This window comes from Shigella sp. FC1567 (genome assembly GCF_001743015.1).
Taxonomy (GTDB): domain Bacteria; phylum Pseudomonadota; class Gammaproteobacteria; order Enterobacterales; family Enterobacteriaceae; genus Escherichia; species Escherichia coli.
Window position 1 is genome coordinate 1 of the sequence record NZ_MIIV01000355.1, and the last position, 20,355, is coordinate 20,355.

Here is a 20,355-nt window from a genome sequence, read left to right on the forward strand (position 1 = left end):
TTTCTGGTGCGTACCGGGCTGAGAGGCGGTGTAAGTGAACTGTAGTTGCCATGTTTTACGGCAATGAGAGCAGAGATAGCGCTGATGTCCGGCAGTGCTTTTGCCGTTACGCACCACGCCTTCAGTAGCGGAGCAGGAAGGACATCTGATGGAAATGGAAGCCACGCAAGCACCTTAAAATCACCATCATACACTAAATCAGTAAGTTGGCAGCATTACCAGAATATGGTGGGTAATTAAACGGCTAATTCAATAGTGTGAAAGGAACAACATTATTGCCCTGTTTTGAATCAGAGAGAGGTAGCTAATGGAACGAAATAAACTTGCTCGTCAGATTATTGACACTTGCCTGGAAATGACCCGCCTGGGACTGAACCAGGGGACAGCGGGGAACGTCAGTGTACGTTATCAGGATGGGATGCTGATTACGCCTACAGGCATTCCATATGAAAAACTGACGGAGTCGCATATTGCCTTTATTGATGGTAACGGTAAACATGAGGAAGGAAAGCTCCCCTCAAGCGAATGGCGTTTCCATATGGCGGCCTATCAAAGCAGACCGGATGCCAACGCGGTTGTTCACAATCATGCCGTTCATTGCACAGCAGTTTCCATTCTTAACCGACCGATCCCCGCTATTCACTACATGATTGCGGCGGCAGGTGGTAATTCTATTCCTTGCGCGCCTTATGCGACCTTTGGAACACGCGAACTTTCTGAACATGTTGCGCTGGCTCTCAAAAATCGTAAGGCAACTTTGTTACAACATCATGGGCTTATCGCTTGTGAGGTGAATCTGGAAAAAGCGTTATGGCTGGCGCATGAAGTTGAAGTGCTGGCGCAACTTTACCTGACGACCCTGGCGATTACGGACCCGGTGCCAGTGCTGAGCGATGAAGAGATTGCCGTAGTGCTGGAGAAATTCAAAACCTATGGGTTACGGATTGAAGAGTAATTTCGTAAAGCAACAAGGAGAAGGATGATGGCTAACAGAATGATTCTGAACGAAACGGCATGGTTTGGTCGGGGTGCTGTTGGGGCTTTAACCGATGAGGTGAAACGCCGTGGTTATCAGAAGGCGCTGATCGTCACCGATAAAACGCTGGTGCAATGCGGCGTGGTGGCGAAAGTGACCGATAAGATGGATGCTGCAGGGCTGGCATGGGCGATTTACGACGGCGTAGTGCCCAACCCAACAATTACTGTCGTCAAAGAAGGGCTCGGTGTATTCCAGAATAGCGGCGCGGATTACCTGATCGCTATTGGTGGTGGTTCTCCACAGGATACTTGTAAAGCGATTGGCATTATCAGCAACAACCCGGAGTTTGCCGATGTGCGTAGCCTGGAAGGGCTTTCCCCGACCAATAAACCCAGTGTACCGATTCTGGCAATTCCTACCACAGCAGGTACTGCGGCAGAAGTGACCATTAACTACGTGATCACTGACGAAGAGAAACGGCGCAAGTTTGTTTGCGTTGATCCGCATGATATCCCGCAGGTGGCGTTTATTGACGCTGACATGATGGATGGTATGCCTCCAGCGCTGAAAGCTGCGACGGGTGTCGATGCGCTCACTCATGCTATTGAGGGGTATATTACCCGTGGCGCGTGGGCGCTAACCGATGCACTGCACATTAAAGCGATTGAAATCATTGCTGGGGCGCTGCGAGGATCGGTTGCTGGTGATAAGGATGCCGGAGAAGAAATGGCGCTCGGGCAGTATGTTGCGGGTATGGGCTTCTCGAATGTTGGGTTAGGGTTGGTGCATGGTATGGCGCATCCACTGGGCGCGTTTTACAACACTCCACACGGTGTTGCGAACGCCATCCTGTTACCGCATGTCATGCGCTATAACGCTGACTTTACCGGTGAGAAGTACCGCGATATCGCGCGCGTTATGGGCGTGAAAGTGGCTGGAAGAGGCGCGTAATGCCGCTGTTGAAGCGGTGTTTGCTCTCAACCGTGATGTCGGTATTCCGCCACATTTGCGTGATGTTGGTGTACGCAAGGAAGACATTCCGGCACTGGCGCAGGCGGCACTGGATGATGTTTGTACCGGTGGCAACCCGCGTGAAGCAACGCTTGAGGATATTGTAGAGCTTTACCATACCGCCTGGTAAATGCGCTGATGTGATAATGCCGGATACGACGCTAGCCGCGTCTTATCCGGTATATAAGTGCATTAAATTCAATGTGTTGATAATCGTTTGCATCCGGCTCGCCGTTACCGTACCAACCGCAATTGCTGTAAATTGCCGTCGATATGCAAATCGGTTTGTAAGCGGGCAATATCGCGGCACAGAAACGCCATCTCTTTATGGGTTTCTAATTTTTTGCGCCACTTTTCGGCAACCGCATCCAGATTCTCATATATCCCTTCCAGACTCTGAAACTCGACCAGCAGCTGCGTGGCGCTTTTTGGTCCGATTCCCGCAACACCCGGTACCTTTGAACTGCTGATCCCCGCAAGTCCCCAGTAATCGGGCAACTGCTGCGGTTGAACGCCAAATTCTTTATCGATAAATGGCGCATCCAGCCAACGTTTCTGGAAGTAATCACGAATACGTAATGTCGGTGAAAGTAACTGACAGTAGCCTTTATCTGTCGAAACAATCGTTGCCTGATGCCCGGCCTGTGTCACTTTGACCGCCAGCGTGGCGGCTAAGTCATCGGCTTCGTTGCCGCTGGTTGACCAGCACGGGACGCCGCGTTGCTCAAAGGCGGCGCGTAATGCAGGCATCTCGTCGTGCAACTCTTCCGGCATTGGCGGTCGACCCGCTTTGTAATCTGGTAAACGCTGATGACGCCAGCCGCTACTGCGGTTTTCATCATCAAAAACGGCGACCGCGTGGGTTGGCTGGCTGTGCATAATGAGCTGATCGAGCGCATGCTGGCAGGTTTCGACACAGGGCGATCCCTGAACGGCATGAATGCGACGAATAAGATTCAGTGCATCGACAATAAGCAAATGAACAGCCACGATAACCCCCTTAAAGATCAGGCGATAAGGGTAACATTCGATGCCGGAACAGGCTACGGCTGGATGAGAAATCGGGAAGAGGCCTCGCAAAACGAGGCCTCTGGAGAGCGATTAATCGCAGGCAACGATCTTCATTGCCAGGCCGCCGCGAGAGGTTTCGCGGTACTTGGCGTTCATATCTTTACCTGTTTCGTACATGGTTTCGATAACTTTATCGAGGCAGACGCGCGGCTCGCTGGTACGGCGTAGCGCCATACGTGCGGCGTTCACCGCTTTTACTGCCGCAATGGCGTTACGCTCGATGCATGGCACCTGGACCTGTCCGGCGACCGGGTCACACGTCAGACCGAGGTTGTGCTCCATGGCGATTTCCGCCGCGATGCACACCTGCGCCGGGCTTGCACCTAACAGTTCTGCCAGACCAGCCGCCGCCATTGAGCACGCCACACCAACTTCACCCTGGCAGCCGACTTCAGCACCAGAAATTGACGCGTTCATCTTATAAAGAGAACCAATGGCACTGGCTACCAGCAGGTAACGAGCCAGTGAGTTAGCGTTCACTTCGCGGATAAACTTGTCGTAGTACGCCAGCACTGCCGGGATAATCCCGCACGCACCGTTAGTCGGCGCAGTCACCACGCGTCCGCCAGCAGCGTTCTCTTCGTTCACTGCCAGTGCAAACATGTTGATCCAGTCAACAACCGCCATCGGGTCAGTGGTGGTTTTATCCTGGCTGACCAGCATCCGGCGTAGTGCCGCAGCACGGCGTGGAACGCGCAGTTTGCCAGGCAACACGCCTTCGGTGGAAATACCGCGCTCAATACCGCCACGCATGACTTCCCATACGTTCGCCAGGTGCTGTTCCAGCTCTTCTTTGCTGTGCAGCGCTAGCTCGTTTTTCATCATCAGGCCAGAGAGTGACAGCCCGGTTTCCTGACAATGTTTTTGCAGATCGGCTGCTGAACTGTACGGATAAGGAACTTCAACCGGTGCGCTATCCTGCTGGCCAAAATGCTCTTCATCAACGATAAAGCCACCGCCAATAGAGTAGTAAGTCTGGCTGTAAACGACTTTATCGCCCGCCAGCGCGGTAATGCGCATACCGTTTTCATGCAGAGAAAGGTTGTCGGCGTGGAAGTTCATGCACTGATCAACCGGGAACTCCACTTCATGCTGACCGTTTGCCAGCATCAGGCGACCATGAGTATTCACATCCTGAATAAAACCAGGGATGGAATCGATATCCACGGTATCCGGCAGGTTACCCGCCAGGCCCATAATAATGGCGATATCAGTGTGGTGGCCTTTACCGGTCAGAGAGAGCGAGCCGTACACGTCAACCACCACGCGGGTCACGTCTTTAAGCAGGTTACGGGCAATCAGATCGTCGGTAAATTGTTTACCCGCTTTCATTGGTCCAACGGTATGAGAACTGGAAGGGCCAATGCCGATTTTGAAAATATCGAATACGCTAATCATAGGAAATACATCGCGTTAAAACGGAGGAAGCGCCGCCCGAAAGCGGCGCGAAAGGACTTAGCTGAACAGAGAGTAGAAGATTGCGGAGATTGCAATCAGACCCATCACGACAACGAATACGTTGCTGATGTGACCGCTGTACTTACGCATTGCCGGTACTTTCTGAATTGCGTACATCGGCATCAGGAACAGGATCATCGCGATGATTGGACCGCCCAGGGTTTCAATCATACCCAGGATGCTCGGGTTCAGGGTGGCAACAATCCAGGTCGTTACCAGCATGAACAGCGCAGTGATACGGTTCAGCTTGTTGATTTCGATAGACTTACCTTTACCACGCAGAGATTTAATCACCATACCGTTGAAGCCTTCACGTGCGCCCAGGTAGTGGCCGAGGAAGGATTTGGTGATAGCGATAATCGCGATAATCGGAGCCATCCACGCGATAACCGGTGCGTTAAAGTGGTTAGCCAGGTAAGACAGAATCGAGATGTTCTGCTCTTTAGCCGCAGCCAGGTCTGCCGGAGTCAGGCTCAGTACACAGCTGAAGACGAAGAACATTACGGTCAGCACCATCATGATGTGTGCGAATGCCAGGATCTTCGAGCATTTCTGTTCTGCCATATCGCCGTACTCTTCACGCTTCGCAACGGCGAAAGAAGAGATGATCGGAGAGTGGTTGAACGAGAACACCATTACCGGAATTGCCAGCCACAGGGTCATCCACAGACCGTTTCCGGTTGCAGATGCAGTGTCCAGAGACAGCGTTTCCAGTGCTGCGCCGTTCCACTGCGGGATCAGGTACAGAGCCAGCAGCATCAATACGCCAACAAACGGGAACACCAGAATACTCATCGCTTTAACGATCATCTGCTCACCGAAGCGAACGATGGTCATCATACCCACGATCAGGATCAGCGACAGAATCGCACGCGGCGGTGGCGTCATACCCAGCTGGTGAGACATGAAGCTTTCAACTGTATTGGTGATTGCCACGCTATAAACCAGCAGGATCGGGTAGATAGCGAAGAAGTAGAGCAGGGTAATCAGTTTACCTGCGCCAATACCAAAGTGTTCTTCTACAACCTCGGTGATGTCTTCGCCCGGGTTTTTACCAGACAGTACGAAGCGAGTCAGGCCGCGGTGAGCAAAAAACGTCATCGGGAACGCAAGGATAGCCATGATGATCAGCGGGATCATACCGCCAACACCGGCGTTGATTGGCAGGAACAGCACGCCCGCGCCGATTGCCGTGCCGTAAAGGCCCAGCATCCACATGGTGTCTGTCTTGCGCCAGGCACTACGAGAGTCTTTCGACGCAATCGTGCTGGTTTGAGTCGTTTCCATCTATTTCTCCTGGAGGAATGCAAATAATTCAGCTTTTAGCCAGTTCAGCCCGGGAAGGTGCCTGACCGTAAAAATGAAATCTGTCTATCGGCGATGGCTTAATCATTTACCGCCGTAATAATTTGAGGGCGGAAAGATACACACAAGTTATGTATCTATCAGTGATCTTGATCTCAAATACAATAATCTACTTGGAAGATAGATTATCCCAACGCTTTACTCTGTAAATCAAAAGTAAAAGAGAATTTAAGGGCAATATTTGCCCATTAAACGACATCTGACTTCTTCCAGGGCGCGCAATATATGTAGGTTGAACTGAAAAAATCAATACTTTTAGTTAATCATGGCGATAATTTCTTTTTCATAGCGATAAAATACGGTTTATGAAAATAGGAAAACGTTTGCGTTGCAACATAAATTGTATGACATATTAACTGTGATGATATTTGTCGCGTGAGGGTGGTAAGAAACATTCATATAACAAATGAAATGAGTTGATGAGTAAGTGACCAAAAACGAGAAAACCCGGCAACAAACGTCACCGGGGGAGGGGAGATTACGTGCAGATTTCGTAGCAAGGGATGTAGGCTGAGCCTGGCAACTTCATACGATGCTGGGCAACAAAACCCTGTAGCAGGTCGTCCATACGACGCATAATCTCTTTATCGCCGTTGATTTTGTAAGGACCAAACTCTTCAATGGCGCGAATACCGACTTCTTTTACGTTACCCGCCACAATACCGGAGAACGCACGGCGCAGGTCGGCAGCTAGCACTTCAACGGGTTGATCCGGGTAAAGCTTCAGATTAGCCATATTCTCGTGAGACGGCTCAAACGGCATTTGCAAATCTGGCGCAATGCGCATTGACCAGTTAAAGCTGTAGGCATCGCCTGTGTCGCGGCGATTTTCTTTCACCAGCGGCATCGATTTTTTCATCTGACGAGCGACTTCAGCGGCGTCATCAATGATGATGCGGTAATGGCGGCGCGCGTTTTCACCCAGCGTATGCACGACAAACTCGTCCAGTACGCGGAAGTAGTCGGCGCTCTCTTTCGGGCCGGTGAGGATCAATGGTAAAACCTGATCTTTGTTGGCCGGGTTCATTAAAATTCCCAGCAAATACAGCAACTCTTCTGCCGTACCCACACCGCCAGGGAAGATAATGATACCGTGAGCGATACGGACAAACGCTTCCAGACGTTTTTCGATATCTGGCATGATGATCAATTCGTTGACCAGCGGGTTAGGCGGTTCAGCGGCGATAATCGACGGCTCTGTCATACCAATAAAACGACTGTCTTTGTAACGCTGCTGCGCGTGTCCGACCGCAGCACCTTTCATCGGCGCTTCCATCGCTCCCGGACCACAGCCGGTGCAGATATTCAGCTCACGCAGGCCCAGCTGGTTTCCGACGCGACGGGCATACAAATACTCGTTTTCGTTAATTGAGTGACCGCCCCAGCAGACCACCATATTTGGCGCTTCACCCACATGCAGCGCGCGAGCGTTACGCAAGATGGAAAAGACCAGGTTAGTGATGTGGACGGAGTTGTCGAGATTCAGGTTGGGAAAACGAACGGTGTTATGGATTTGCCCGTAAACGAAGAGAATGTCACGCAGGACCGCGAACAAGTTGGCCTGCAAAGCGCGAATAATTCGCCCATCGACAAAAGCCTCTTCCGGGGGATTAATCAGTTCCAGCTTTACGCCGCGTTCACGGCGCAAGACGTTAATATCGAAATTTTCAAAACGAGACAGCAATTCTTTGCTGTTATCGGTCAAACTACCGGAGTTCAGTACGGCAAGTGAACAGTTGCGAAACAGTTGATAGAGGTCGCTGCTGGCGGTGCGTTTAAGCATATCCACTTCCAGCTGCGACAACATATCCATGGAGCCAAGCGGGCTAATATGTGTAATCAAGAAAAACTCCTTATGGGACGAATATCGTCATTCCCTTTGATTACAATAGCCCTGCCTGATGACCTTTCACAACCTTCTGCGTGAATCCAGCACGCAAAATTGAGAAAAAAATTTATTGCCGAACCAGTCTTGTGGTCGATGGGACAAAATCGCTATTACTGCGCCACGGGTTAATGTCCAGACCGCCACGACGGGTATAACGTGCGTAAACGCTCAATTTTTCTGGCTGGCAGAAGCGTAACAGGTCATTAAAGATGCGTTCCACGCACTGTTCGTGGAACTCGTTGTGATGACGGAATGAGACCAGGTAACGCAGCAGTTTTTCTCTGTCAATTTGGCGTCCACGATACTGAATTTGGATCGAACCCCAATCTGGTTGATGGGTGATCAGGCAGTTTGATTTCAGCAGGTGGCTGACAAGCGTCTCTTCCACTACTTTTTCACCACAGGTGGCATTCTCCAGATAGTCAGTAGTGAATTCATAGTTATCGATAGTGATATCCTGGTCATCAATGCAAGTGCCATTAAAATGACCTATCGGCTGGCCTTCCAGTTCATCAAGACGATATAACGCCACGCTAATCTTACCCTGAGCGCAAGTGCTTAAGTCGCGCTCCAGCGTCTGGCGCACCTCATCCCAGTTATTAAAACGCGTCTGGTTAAAACTGTTGAGATAGAGCTTAAAACTCTTCGACTCAATCAGATTTACGCTGGTGTAATCAAGTTCAACATGACCGACAGCGACCTGCGGCAAACCTTTCGCATTCAGCCAGGAAAGTTCATACAGCGTCCAGATATCCGTACCGTGAAAAGGCAGGTTATCCGCTTTCAGACCCAGCGGGTCGCGATTCAGGCTGCGTGGAACGCCTTGCAGTAGGCTGGCGTCATAGGTATCCCGGTAATCGGTTGATTTTCCAAGAGTCAGGCCCGCAAGTGCCTGATGGTTTGCATAAGAAGACATGTTTCACCGTCATAAACCAGATAAACTAAACGACAAGTGTATCTGGTTTAAGTGAAGAGAGAAATTAGTGGACGATTTGACCGCACAAGCCCTGAAAGATTTTACTGCACGCTACTGCGATGCGTGGCATGAAGAGCATAAAAGCTGGCCGTTAAGTGAGGAACTGTACGGTGTTCCTTCACCGTGCATTATTTCAACTACCGAAGATGCCGTATACTGGCAACCCCAGCCGTTTACCGGGGAACAAAATGTAAACGCGGTTGAACGCGCTTTTGATATTGTGATACAACCCACAATTCATACCTTTTATACGACTCAGTTTGCCGGGGATATGCACGCGCAGTTTGGCGATATCAAACTGACATTGCTGCAAACCTGGAGTGAAGACGACTTCCGTCGGGTGCAGGAAAATCTGATTGGTCATCTGGTGACTCAGAAAAGGCTAAAACTGCCGCCCACGCTATTTATCGCGACGCTGGAAGAAGAGTTAGAGGTCATCTCGGTGTGTAATCTCTCCGGTGAAGTGTGCAAAGAGACGCTGGGAACACGTAAACGGACGCATTTAGCCTCAAATCTTGCGGAATTCCTTAATCAACTTAAGCCTCTTCTGTAATCCAAATACCCCATCTGGTTGTGAGAGATCTCTTACAGACTCTGTAGGAGATCGCCAGGAAATAAGCGAATACTTAAAAAGATAAGAATCGTTATTTTCATTTAAAATCAAAATGTTGATTGTTAATTCTTAACTTTCATATGAAATTTTCCTTAAGGCATTGTCTGTAAGCGCCTTGTAAGACTTCGCGAAAAAGACGATTCTATCTTCGTCGACAGGGAGTCAGACAACGAAGTGAACATCAGGATGATGACACTTCTGCAGGACACACCAGGATGGTGTTTCAGGGAAAGGCTTCTGGATGAAGCGAAGAGGATGACGCAGGACGCGTTAAAGGACACCTCCAGGATGGAGAATGAGAACCGGTCAGGATGATTCGGCTGGTCAGGAAGGCCAAGGACACTTCAGGATGAAGTATCACATCGGGGTGGTGTGAGCAGGAAGCAATAGTTCAGGATGAACGATTGGCCGCAAGGCCAGAGGAAAAGTTGTCAAGGATGAGCAGGGAGCAACAAAAGTAGCTGGAATGCTGCGAAACGAACCGGGGAGCGCTGTGAATACAGTGCTCCCTTTTTTTATTCCTGCTATCCTTCGCGGCAGTTTTTCTTATTGAGGTTGCTTTATGACCACTCATGACCGCGTTCGTCTCCAGTTGCAGGCGCTTGAAGCGTTACTGCGTGAACATCAGCACTGGCGAAACGATGAACCCCAGCCGCATCAATTTAATAGTACCCAACCGTTCTTTATGGACACCATGGAACCACTGGAGTGGTTGCAGTGGGTGCTGATCCCGCGAATGCACGATTTGTTAAATAACAACCAGCCGTTACCGGGCGCTTTTGCTGTTGCACCCTATTATGAAATGGCGCTGGCGACGGACCATCCGCAACACGCGCTTATTCTGGCTGAGTTGGAAAAACTGGATGCTCTTTTTGCGGATGATGCGAGCTAATGCTGGAAATACTCTATCAGGATGAATGGCTGGTTTCGGTAAATAAACCCTCCGGCTGGCTGGTTCACCGTAGCTGGCTGGATCGCGACGAGAAAGTAGTGGTCATGCAAACCGTGCGTAACCAGATAGGACAGCATGTTTTTACTGCTCATCGTCTGGACCGACCCACTTCTGGTGTGTTGTTGATGGGATTATCCAGCGAGGCCGGACGGCTGCTGGCACAACAGTTTGAACAGCACCAAATCCAGAAACGTTACCATGCGATTGTGCGCGGCTGGTTGATGGAAGAAGCGGTGCTGGATTATCCACTGGTGGAAGAACTGGACAAAATCGCTGATAAATTTGCCCGCGAAGATAAAGGCCCGCAGCCAGCAGTGACGCATTATCGCGGTCTGGCGACCGTAGAAATGCCGGTAGCGACCGGACGTTACCCGACCACGCGCTACGGCCTGGTGGAACTGGAGCCGAAAACCGGACGCAAACATCAGCTTCGCCGACATCTTGCCCATTTGCGTCATCCGATTATTGGCGATAGCAAACATGGCGATTTACGCCAGAATCGCAGCGGTGCTGAGCATTTTGGCCTCCAGCGGTTAATGCTACATGCCAGTCAGTTGTCATTGACGCATCCTTTTACTGGCGAGCCGCTGACTATTCACGCGGGCCTGGACGACACCTGGATGCAGGCGTTATCACAATTTGGCTGGCGCGGTCTGCTTCCTGAAAATGAAAGGGTTGAGTTCAGTGCGCCATCGGGTCAGGATGGAGAGATAAGTTCCTAATCCAGGGAGAAAACGGTATGGCGGAAATTGGTATTTTTGTCGGCACCATGTACGGAAATTCGCTGTTAGTGGCGGAAGAAGCAGAAGCAATTCTGACCGCACAGGGCCACAAAGCAACGGTATTTGAAGATCCTGAATTAAGCGACTGGCTGCCTTATCAGGATAAGTATGTTCTGGTGGTTACGTCCACGACCGGGCAGGGCGACCTTCCTGATAGCATTGTGCCGCTCTTTCAGGGAATCAAAGATAGTCTGGGCTTCCAGCCGAATCTGCGTTATGGCGTGATTGCGCTCGGCGACAGCAGTTATGTAAATTTCTGCAATGGCGGCAAACAGTTCGATGCCTTGTTGCAGGAACAGAGCGCTCAGCGAGTTGGCGAAATGCTGTTGATTGACGCCAGTGAGAACCCGGAACCGGAAACGGAATCAAATCCGTGGGTCGAACAGTGGGGCACGCTGTTGTCCTGATATGTTCAGCGAGCGGTAAATGTCGTTTTAGCGGTGCTGAATCGAATCTTTTCAGGCAAATGCCAGTAAAAACTGCTTCATAGCGCGGATTTTTACTGGCGTTTGCCTGGAGTCAAGCGATCCATTTCATACTCTTCTTTATTTCTTCGTTTTAACCCTTCCTTTCTTGTTCTTGTTTTCATTTCCGTGAAGTGGATTCCACCGTCCAGGGCTAATGCCAAAATCGGGCCTCATTGAACGCATTAATGTTGTGTTGTTGCACGGTGAGCCGCTATGGCGCGCTTTTTATACTGCTATTGCCAGATATAAACACGCGCCGTATTCGGCGAACGACCTATAAAAACGGCAAAAAACACCCTACGTCACCTCTGATTTCCTGGCTATGTCGCAGTCCAGAGTTAGCGTGGCTAACGCGAATTTTCAGGAGTGCAACAACGAGTTCTTTAAGTCAGGCTGCGAGCAGTGTGGAAAAACGCACGAATGCTCGTTACTGGATAGTGGTGATGTTGTTTATCGTCACATCCTTCAACTACGGCGACCGCGCTACGCTTTCTATTGCCGGTTCGGAAATGGCCAAAGATATCGGCCTTGATCCCGTGGGAATGGGCTATGTGTTCTCTGCCTTCTCATGGGCTTATGTTATCGGGCAGATCCCTGGTGGTTGGTTGCTGGATCGTTTTGGTTCAAAACGCGTCTACTTCTGGTCGATCTTTATCTGGTCGATGTTTACCTTGCTGCAAGGCTTCGTCGATATCTTTAGTGGATTCGGCATTATCGTTGCCCTGTTTACTCTGCGCTTCCTGGTCGGGCTTGCTGAAGCGCCATCTTTCCCCGGCAACAGTCGCATTGTTGCGGCTTGGTTTCCGGCGCAGGAAAGGGGAACGGCGGTGTCGATTTTTAACTCCGCTCAATACTTCGCAACGGTGATCTTCGCGCCGATTATGGGCTGGCTGACGCATGAAGTGGGCTGGTCACACGTCTTCTTCTTTATGGGCGGTCTGGGGATTGTCATCAGCTTTATCTGGTTGAAAGTCATCCACGAGCCAAATCAACATCCGGGGGTAAATCAGAAAGAGCTGGAGTACATCGCCGCGGGTGGCGCGCTGATCAATATGGATCAGCAAAACACCAAAGTTAAAGTGCCGTTCAGCGTGAAGTGGGGGCAGATCAAACAACTGCTCGGGTCACGGATGATGATCGGCGTTTATATCGGTCAGTACTGTATCAACGCCCTGACTTACTTTTTCATTACCTGGTTTCCGGTTTATCTGGTGCAGGCGCGTGGGATGTCAATTCTGAAAGCGGGCTTTGTGGCTTCCGTTCCGGCGGTTTGCGGTTTTATCGGCGGTGTGCTGGGTGGGATTATTTCCGACTGGCTGATGCGCCGCACGGGATCGCTGAACATTGCGCGTAAAACACCGATCGTAATGGGCATGTTGCTGTCGATGGTGATGGTGTTCTGCAACTACGTCAACGTTGAGTGGATGATCATCGGCTTTATGGCGCTGGCCTTCTTCGGTAAGGGCATCGGGGCGCTGGGTTGGGCAGTAATGGCAGATACCGCGCCAAAAGAGATCAGCGGTCTTTCCGGTGGCCTGTTCAACATGTTCGGTAACATTTCTGGCATCGTCACGCCAATCGCAATTGGTTATATCGTTGGCACGACTGGCTCCTTTAATGGGGCGCTGATTTATGTTGGTGTTCATGCCTTAATCGCGGTACTGAGCTACCTGGTGCTGGTGGGCGATATCAAGCGTATCGAGCTGAAACCTGTCGCGGGGCAATAAGATGACGACACAATCCAGTCCTGTTATTACTGATATGAAAGTCATTCCGGTCGCCGGGCACGATAGCATGTTGCTTAATATTGGTGGGGCACATAACGCATATTTCACCCGCAATATTGTGGTACTCACCGATAACGCCGGGCATACCGGCATTGGTGAAGCGCCGGGCGGAGAGGTGATTTATCAAACACTGGTCGATGCTATTCCGATGGTTCTGGGCCAGGAAGTTGCGCGCCTGAATAAAGTGGTTCAGCAGGTGCATAAAGGTAATCAGGCAGCCGATTTTGATACCTTCGGCAAAGGTGCCTGGACTTTTGAATTGCACGTTAATGCCGTGGCGGCGCTGGAAGCCGCCTTGCTTGACCTGCTAGGTAAGGCGCTGAATGTTCCGGTCTGCGAACTGTTGGGGCCAGGCAAGCAACGCGAGACTATTACCGTCCTCGGTTATCTGTTTTATATCGGTGATCGGACCAAAACCGATCTTCCTTATCTGGAAAATACGCCGGGCAACCATGAGTGGTATCAGTTGCGCCATCAGAAAGCGATGAACAGCGAAGCCGTTGTGCGTCTGGCGGAAGCCTCACAGGATCGCTATGGCTTTAAAGATTTCAAACTTAAGGGCGGGGTGTTACCTGGCGAGCAAGAAATCGACACTGTTCGTGCATTGAAGAAACGCTTCCCTGATGCGCGGATTACCGTTGATCCCAACGGTGCCTGGCTACTTGATGAAGCCATTTCTCTATGCAAAGGGCTGAATGATGTTCTTACCTATGCCGAAGATCCATGCGGCGCAGAACAGGGTTTCTCCGGTCGTGAAGTTATGGCGGAGTTTCGGCGGGCGACCGGCTTGCCCGTCGCGACTAACATGATCGCCACCAACTGGCGCGAAATGGGTCATGCGGTGATGCTCAATGCGGTAGATATTCCACTTGCCGATCCGCACTTCTGGACGCTTTCCGGTGCAGTCCGTGTGGCGCAGCTTTGCGACGACTGGGGGCTGACCTGGGGCTGCCATTCTAATAACCATTTCGATATCTCTCTGGCGATGTTTACCCATGTGGGCGCGGCGGCACCGGGTAATCCTACCGCTATCGATACCCACTGGATTTGGCAGGAGGGCGATTGTCGCCTGACCAAAAATCCGCTGGAGATTAAAAACGGAAAAATTGCCGTTCCTGATGCGCCCGGTCTGGGCGTGGAACTGGACTGGGAACAGGTACAAAAGGCACATGAGGCCTATAAACGTCTGCCTGGCGGTGCGCGTAACGACGCAGGTCCGATGCAGTACCTGATCCCCGGCTGGACCTTTGACCGTAAACGTCCCGTTTTCGGCCGTCATTGATTCTGAAAAAGGACATAAATATGAGTTCTCAATTTACGACGCCTGTTGTTACTGAAATGCAGGTCATCCCGGTGGCGGGTCATGACAGTATGCTGATGAATCTGAGTGGTGCACACGCACCGTTCTTTACGCGTAATATTATGATTATCAAAGATAATTCTGGTCACACTGGCGTAGGGGAAATTCCCGGCGGCGAGAAAATCCGTAAAACGCTGGAAGATGCGATTCCGCTGGTGGTAGGTAAAACGCTGGGTGAATACAAAAACGTTCTGACGCTGGTGCGTAATACTTTTGCCGATCGTGATGCTGGTGGGCGCGGTTTGCAGACATTTGATTTGCGTACCACTATTCATGTAGTTACCGGGATAGAAGCGGCAATGCTGGATCTGCTGGGGCAGCATCTGGGGGTAAACGTGGCATCCCTGCTGGGCGATGGTCAACAGCGTAGCGAAGTCGAAATGCTCGGTTATCTGTTCTTCGTCGGTGATCGCAAAGCCACACCGCTGCCGTATCAAAGCCAGCCGGATGACTCATGCGACTGGTATCGCCTGCGTCATGAAGAAGCGATGACGCCGGATGCGGTGGTGCGCCTGGCGGAAGCGGCGTATGAAAAATATGGCTTCAACGATTTCAAACTGAAAGGCGGTGTACTGGCCGGGGAAGAAGAGGCCGAGTCTATTGTGGCACTGGCGCAACGCTTCCCGCAGGCGCGTATTACGCTCGATCCTAACGGTGCCTGGTCGCTGAACGAAGCGATTAAAATTGGTAAATACCTGAAAGGGTCGCTGGCTTATGCAGAAGATCCGTGTGGTGCGGAGCAAGGTTTCTCCGGGCGTGAAGTGATGGCAGAGTTCCGTCGCGCAACTGGCCTGCCGACCGCAACCAATATGATCGCCACCGACTGGCGGCAGATGGGCCATACGCTCTCCCTGCAATCCGTTGATATCCCGCTGGCGGATCCGCATTTCTGGACGATGCAAGGTTCGGTACGTGTGGCGCAAATGTGCCATGAATTTGGCCTGACCTGGGGTTCACACTCAAACAACCACTTCGATATTTCCCTGGCGATGTTTACCCATGTTGCCGCCGCTGCACCGGGTAAAATCACCGCGATTGATACGCACTGGATTTGGCAGGAAGGCAATCAGCGCTTGACCAAAGAACCGTTTGAGATCAAAGGCGGTCTGGTTCAGGTGCCGGAAAAACCGGGGCTGGGTGTAGAAATCGATATGGATCAAGTGATGAAAGCCCATGAGCTGTATCAGAAACACGGGCTTTGCGCGCGTGACAATGCGATGGGAATGCAGTATCTGATTCCTGGCTGGACGTTCGATAACAAGCGCCCGTGCATGGTGCGTTAAGACAGAAAACCAAAACCGGCTCTATCTGGAGCCGGCTTGAGACTGATGCTAAACGCAAAATAGCCTGTTGTGCTATGTATCAGGTCTACATCATTTTTTAATTCATTGAATTTAATTGGTTTTGTAGGCCGGATAAGGCGTTAACGCCGCATCCGGCATAAACACAGGCACTTTGTCACCAATCTGAAACCAGCGTCATAAAAAGCCGATTGCTACTCGACAAGACGTCCGTTACCCGAGAATTTTGCTGGCTTCGCGCGCGACATTATCCATCTCGTCCAACAGTTCCAGCAGCTCCGGCTCCAAATCTTCTTCTTTAGTACCGCTACGTAGCTGTTGTTCGATCAGTTGGCAGAGATTCTTCATACGCGGCACACCGCTATAGCCGCAACTGCCATGCAGTTTATGAATCAAATCAACCAGGCCTTCCGGGTTTTCTCCAACCAGCTGTTCCTCAACTTTGTTGCGAACTTCAGGCAGGAAATCGAGTAACATTTGCAGCATATCGCGCGCTAAATCGGTTTTTCCTGCTGCCTGGCGTAGTGCCAGTTGCCAGTCGAGGGTCGCATTCGGGTTCACCACAATTTCGTTGACTTCGGGCGTCACGACGCGAGAGGAAATACCGCTGCCAGGCTTGTAGCGCAACAACAAATTATGCAATCGCTCTTCTTCAATCGGTTTCGCCAGATAATCGCTCATCCCTGCGCCAAGCAGCTTCTCTTTTTGCCCGGCCATTGCATGCGCCGTTACCGCGATAACCGGCGTTTGTTGCTGATGGGGGAGCTGGTGGATGAGTTCGCAGGCCCGAATGCCATCCATGTCCGGCATTTGAATATCCATTAAGATCAAATCGAACGGCATCTGTTTCGCCCGTTCAACCGCCTGATGCCCGCTATCGCAAAGTTCCACATGTTGCACCATATCTTCCAGCAATGCGCCGATAAGTTTCAGGTTAGCGGGGTTGTCATCAACCGCCATGACTGTCATTGCCAGCTTACTTTCATCGGTTACAGGCAAAAGCGTGTTTTGTTTGTGATGACAAAATTCCGTCAGGGCAGGCAACAGGCGTGTAGGTGTTAATGGTTTCAGCAGACACGCGCCGATACCATCTTGCTTGAGTTTTTCAGCATTGACTTGTGCATGGCAAGGAAGTGCCAGCATCAGGAAATCGGTCATCGATACCGCTTTCGCTAATCGCTCATGTTGCATTGTTAGCGGCTCGCGGAAGGTCACCGCGATGCCTAACAACATCATGTCGTAATGCGCGGGAGGCAGCGCGGAGAACGTTGGGCTATAAACCACTTCCAGCGGCGTTTCACTTAAAATATCCAGCGTGCATTGCGCTGCTGCGGAGTTTGGTTCGACATAGGCCAGGCGCTTACCTGCGAGGCACTGGGTGGATGGCCCTTCGATAATAATGTTCGGGTTCAGATCGAGATTAATGTGGAACCAGAAAGTTGAACCGCGATTCGGCTGGCTATGGAACGAAATATCGCCGCCCATTTCATTAACCAGTTTTTGTGTAATCACCAGCCCCAGCCCGGTGCCACCATGACGGCGGGAAATACTGGCATCAGCCTGTCGGAAGGCCTGGAATAAGCGCGATTGATCGCGTTCAGGAATACCAATGCCGGTATCCCGAATCTGCACTTCAATCTGCACTTTGGTATTACTCAGCGCACGTTTTTCTACCAGAATATCAATGTTGCCATTCTCGGTGAATTTAATTGCATTCCCCACCAGGTTAGTGATGATTTGCTGTAATCGCAGTGGGTCGCCGATCACGTTATCAGGCACGTCGCTTTTAATATTGAGCGTCAGTTCCAACCCTTTATCGTGAGAAGAATGTGCCAGCAGAGTAACGACTTCATCCAGCGTGCTGCGTAGTGGGAATGGAATACTTTCCAGAATCAGCTTACCTGCTTCCAGTTTCGAGAAGTCGAGAACATCATTAATAATTGCCAGCAAATTATTTGCCGAACGTTCAATCGTATTCAGGTGATCGCGCTGCGTTGGTGTTAATTCTGTTTTCAGCGTCAGGCGGGTAAAGCCAATAACACCATTCAGTGGTGTACGCAGCTCGTGTGACATATTTGCCAGAAACTCGGATTTAATACGCGCCGCTTCCTGGGCGCGCTTTTTCGCCAGATCCAACTCAACGTTCTGAATTTCCATCTGCTCCAGCGTTTCACGCAGATCGGACGTCGCCTGGTCGATATTGTGCTGCATCTCTTCGTGATAAGCAGCCAGCGACATTGCCATCGAGTTGATACCGTTTTTCAGCATATCCAGCTCGCCGAGCATAAATCCTTCCACCCGGCTGTCGAGTTGCCCGCGACGGATGCGGTCGACGGTATTCACCATGTTGCGAATCGGACCGGTTACATCGCGCATTAAGCGCCAGCCAAAAATAAGCGCAATACCGATACAAAACAGCATCATCACGCTGGAAATAAAGATCTCTTTATATTGCTGCAAGCGAACCGATTTAAGATCCAGCTCAAGCGCAATATATCCCAACATATTTTGACTATTTTTGGCATCGCTACTGGGCGATTCGTCGGGGGAGTAACTCTCAGAAATAATCGGCGTGCGGAGGATCATAATATCGCCGTCACGAGTGACAGTGAGCTGGCGAGGAAACGGCACGTTGCTGCCGAGCTGCATTGATGAGGGATCAAGATGAAAATTGGAGGTGACAAAGAGTCGGTTATTTTCATCATAAACCGAAATCGCGCGAACAATATCGGAATGGCGACGATGCAGTACGCTTATTAACTGACCGATAGATTCGCGATTTTGCAGGCTCATGCCATATTCAGTAGAAACTGCAAGCGGCTCAATAATGCTGGCACCTGCATCTTCCAGTTGACGCTGCAAGTCGTTATAGCGATGCACGACGAAAAATATACTCAGCAATAAACCAATAAGGACGGTCGGTGCCAGGATCAGAATCATCATGCGTGCGCGCAGGCTGTAGTTGGTCATGGAGTTCCGTTATGTGACAATTAAGGTCACACTGTTAAATTGAGAAAGTCTCGCCAATGGCGCAATTCTACTCTGCAAAACGACGCACGACGACGCGTCAGATCATAACCGTTTCAGTCAACGACCTCGACTCTTTTGGTCAGGGCGTGGCGCGACATAACGGCAAAACGCTATTTATCCCCGGATTATTGCCGCAGGAAAACGCGGAAGTTACTGTTACTGAAGATAAAAAACAGTATGCCCGCGCTAAAGTCGTACGCCGGTTAAGCGATAGCCCGGAACGCGAAACGCCACGCTGTCCTCATTTTGGCGTATGCGGCGGCTGTCAGCAACAACACGCCAGCGTGGATTTACAGCAGCGAAGCAAAAGTGCGGCACTCGCCCGATTAATGAAACACGAAGTCTCTGAAGTGATCGCCGATGTTCCCTGGGGCTATCGCCGTCGCGCGCGTTTAAGTCTGAACTACTTACCGAAAACACAGCAACTTCAGATGGGGTTTCGCAAAGCGGGCTCCAGTGACATTGTCGACGTTAAACAATGTCCCATTTTAGTGCCCCAACTTGAAGCATTGCTGCCCAAAGTCAGGGCATGCCTGGGCAGCTTACAAGCAATGCGCCATCTTGGTCATGTTGAACTGGTACAGGCAACCAGCGGCACGCTGATGATTTTGCGCCATACCGCACCGCTAAGTTCGGCAGATCGCGAAAAACTGGAACGCTTTTCGCATTCTGAAGGCCTGGATCTGTATCTCGCCCCCGATAGTGAGATACTCGAAACCGTCTCTGGTGAGATGCCCTGGTATGACTCTAACGGGTTGCGCTTAACTTTTAGCCCGCGCGATTTTATTCAGGTCAATGCGGGTGTGAACCAAAAAATGGTAGCGAGTGCGTTGGAATGGCTGGATGTGCAACCTGAAGATCGCGTACTGGATCTGTTCTGCGGTATGGGCAACTTTACACTGCCATTGGCGACACAAGCTGCCAGTGTGGTCGGTGTAGAAGGTGTTCCGGCGCTGGTGGAAAAAGGCCAGCAGAATGCGCGTCTTAATGGCTTACAGAATGTGACGTTTTATCACGAAAATCTTGAAGAAGATGTCACAAAGCAGCCGTGGGCGAAAAACGGCTTCGATAAAGTGTTGCTGGACCCGGCGCGAGCAGGTGCCGCAGGTGTTATGCAGCAAATTATAAAACTGGAACCTATTCGTATAGTTTATGTATCCTGTAACCCTGCAACGCTGGCTCGGGATAGCGAAGCGTTATTAAAAGCAGGATATACCATTGCGCGACTGGCGATGCTGGATATGTTCCCACACACGGGACATCTGGAATCGATGGTACTTTTCTCGCGCGTTAAATAGTTACGATTTGCCGATTT

The 20,355-nt window shown here is 50.8% G+C and carries 16 protein-coding genes and 1 pseudogene; 10 read left to right on the plus strand and 7 right to left on the minus strand.

The window, feature by feature from the left end:
- Positions 1-165: IS1 family transposase (locus BHE85_RS17670; protein WP_047664789.1), on the minus strand; the 165-nt coding region annotated here is incomplete at its 3' end.
- 142 nt (positions 166-307) lie between these two features.
- Between BHE85_RS17670 and fucA the strand changes: the two genes are divergently transcribed.
- Both fucA and fucO read left to right on the plus strand, forming a co-directional pair.
- Positions 308-955: an L-fuculose-phosphate aldolase gene (gene fucA, locus BHE85_RS17675; protein ID WP_000440767.1), complete on the plus strand. Its 648-nt coding sequence runs from the start codon at positions 308-310 to the stop codon at positions 953-955.
- A gap of 27 nt (positions 956-982) precedes the next feature.
- Positions 983-2,120, plus strand: a pseudogene (gene fucO / locus BHE85_RS17680) (lactaldehyde reductase).
- Positions 2,121-2,224: 104 nt separating this feature from the next.
- Here fucO and xni read toward each other — a convergent pair.
- From xni to queF, 5 genes are all read right to left on the minus strand, one after another.
- Positions 2,225-2,980, minus strand: coding sequence for a flap endonuclease Xni (gene xni, locus BHE85_RS17685; RefSeq protein WP_000268232.1), 756 nt, complete (start codon positions 2,978-2,980; stop codon positions 2,225-2,227).
- A gap of 111 nt (positions 2,981-3,091) precedes the next feature.
- The gene (gene sdaB / locus BHE85_RS17690; protein WP_000626404.1) at positions 3,092-4,459 is read right to left on the minus strand and encodes an L-serine ammonia-lyase II; all 1,368 of its coding nucleotides are present in this window, start codon (positions 4,457-4,459) and stop codon (positions 3,092-3,094) included.
- Between the two features lie 57 nt (positions 4,460-4,516).
- On the minus strand, positions 4,517-5,806 hold the full coding sequence (gene sdaC / locus BHE85_RS17695) for an HAAAP family serine/threonine permease SdaC (RefSeq protein ID WP_000450476.1): 1,290 nt from the start codon (positions 5,804-5,806) through the stop codon (positions 4,517-4,519).
- A 556-nt stretch (positions 5,807-6,362) separates the two neighbouring features.
- A complete protein-coding gene (gene ppnN, locus BHE85_RS17700; protein WP_000627995.1) occupies positions 6,363-7,727 on the minus strand; it encodes a nucleotide 5'-monophosphate nucleosidase PpnN in 1,365 nt (454 codons plus the stop codon).
- Between the two features lie 112 nt (positions 7,728-7,839).
- The gene (queF, locus tag BHE85_RS17705) at positions 7,840-8,688 is read right to left on the minus strand and encodes an NADPH-dependent 7-cyano-7-deazaguanine reductase QueF (protein WP_000100420.1); all 849 of its coding nucleotides are present in this window, start codon (positions 8,686-8,688) and stop codon (positions 7,840-7,842) included.
- Between the two features lie 67 nt (positions 8,689-8,755).
- Between queF and syd the strand changes: the two genes are divergently transcribed.
- From syd to gudD, 7 genes are all read left to right on the plus strand, one after another.
- Positions 8,756-9,301: a SecY-interacting protein gene (syd, locus tag BHE85_RS17710; protein ID WP_000342431.1), complete on the plus strand. Its 546-nt coding sequence runs from the start codon at positions 8,756-8,758 to the stop codon at positions 9,299-9,301.
- A gap of 622 nt (positions 9,302-9,923) precedes the next feature.
- Positions 9,924-10,253, plus strand: a complete 330-nt coding sequence (locus BHE85_RS17715; protein WP_000206994.1) for a YqcC family protein — start codon at positions 9,924-9,926, stop codon at positions 10,251-10,253.
- Positions 10,253-11,035: a tRNA pseudouridine(65) synthase TruC gene (truC, locus tag BHE85_RS17720; RefSeq protein WP_000890019.1), complete on the plus strand. Its 783-nt coding sequence runs from the start codon at positions 10,253-10,255 to the stop codon at positions 11,033-11,035. The genes BHE85_RS17715 and truC overlap by 1 nt, the downstream gene beginning before the upstream one ends.
- Before the next feature lie 17 nt (positions 11,036-11,052).
- Positions 11,053-11,502, plus strand: coding sequence for a flavodoxin (locus BHE85_RS17725; RefSeq protein ID WP_000807753.1), 450 nt, complete (start codon positions 11,053-11,055; stop codon positions 11,500-11,502).
- A gap of 416 nt (positions 11,503-11,918) precedes the next feature.
- Positions 11,919-13,289, plus strand: a complete 1,371-nt coding sequence (gudP, locus tag BHE85_RS17730) for a galactarate/glucarate/glycerate transporter GudP (RefSeq protein WP_044325921.1) — start codon at positions 11,919-11,921, stop codon at positions 13,287-13,289.
- Between the two features lies 1 nt (position 13,290).
- The gene (locus BHE85_RS17735; RefSeq protein WP_000211745.1) at positions 13,291-14,631 is read left to right on the plus strand and encodes an enolase C-terminal domain-like protein; all 1,341 of its coding nucleotides are present in this window, start codon (positions 13,291-13,293) and stop codon (positions 14,629-14,631) included.
- A 20-nt stretch (positions 14,632-14,651) separates the two neighbouring features.
- The gene (gudD, locus tag BHE85_RS17740; RefSeq protein WP_000098227.1) at positions 14,652-15,992 is read left to right on the plus strand and encodes a glucarate dehydratase; all 1,341 of its coding nucleotides are present in this window, start codon (positions 14,652-14,654) and stop codon (positions 15,990-15,992) included.
- 231 nt (positions 15,993-16,223) lie between these two features.
- Here gudD and barA read toward each other — a convergent pair whose 3' ends face one another.
- A complete protein-coding gene (gene barA / locus BHE85_RS17745; protein WP_000186450.1) occupies positions 16,224-18,980 on the minus strand; it encodes a two-component sensor histidine kinase BarA in 2,757 nt (918 codons plus the stop codon).
- Positions 18,981-19,036: 56 nt separating this feature from the next.
- On the opposite strand from barA, the gene rlmD reads away from it, so the two are divergent.
- Complete coding sequence (gene rlmD, locus BHE85_RS17750) at positions 19,037-20,338, plus strand: 23S rRNA (uracil(1939)-C(5))-methyltransferase RlmD (protein ID WP_000046825.1); 1,302 nt, start codon at positions 19,037-19,039, stop codon at positions 20,336-20,338.
- Positions 20,339-20,355: the final 17 nt, after the last annotated feature.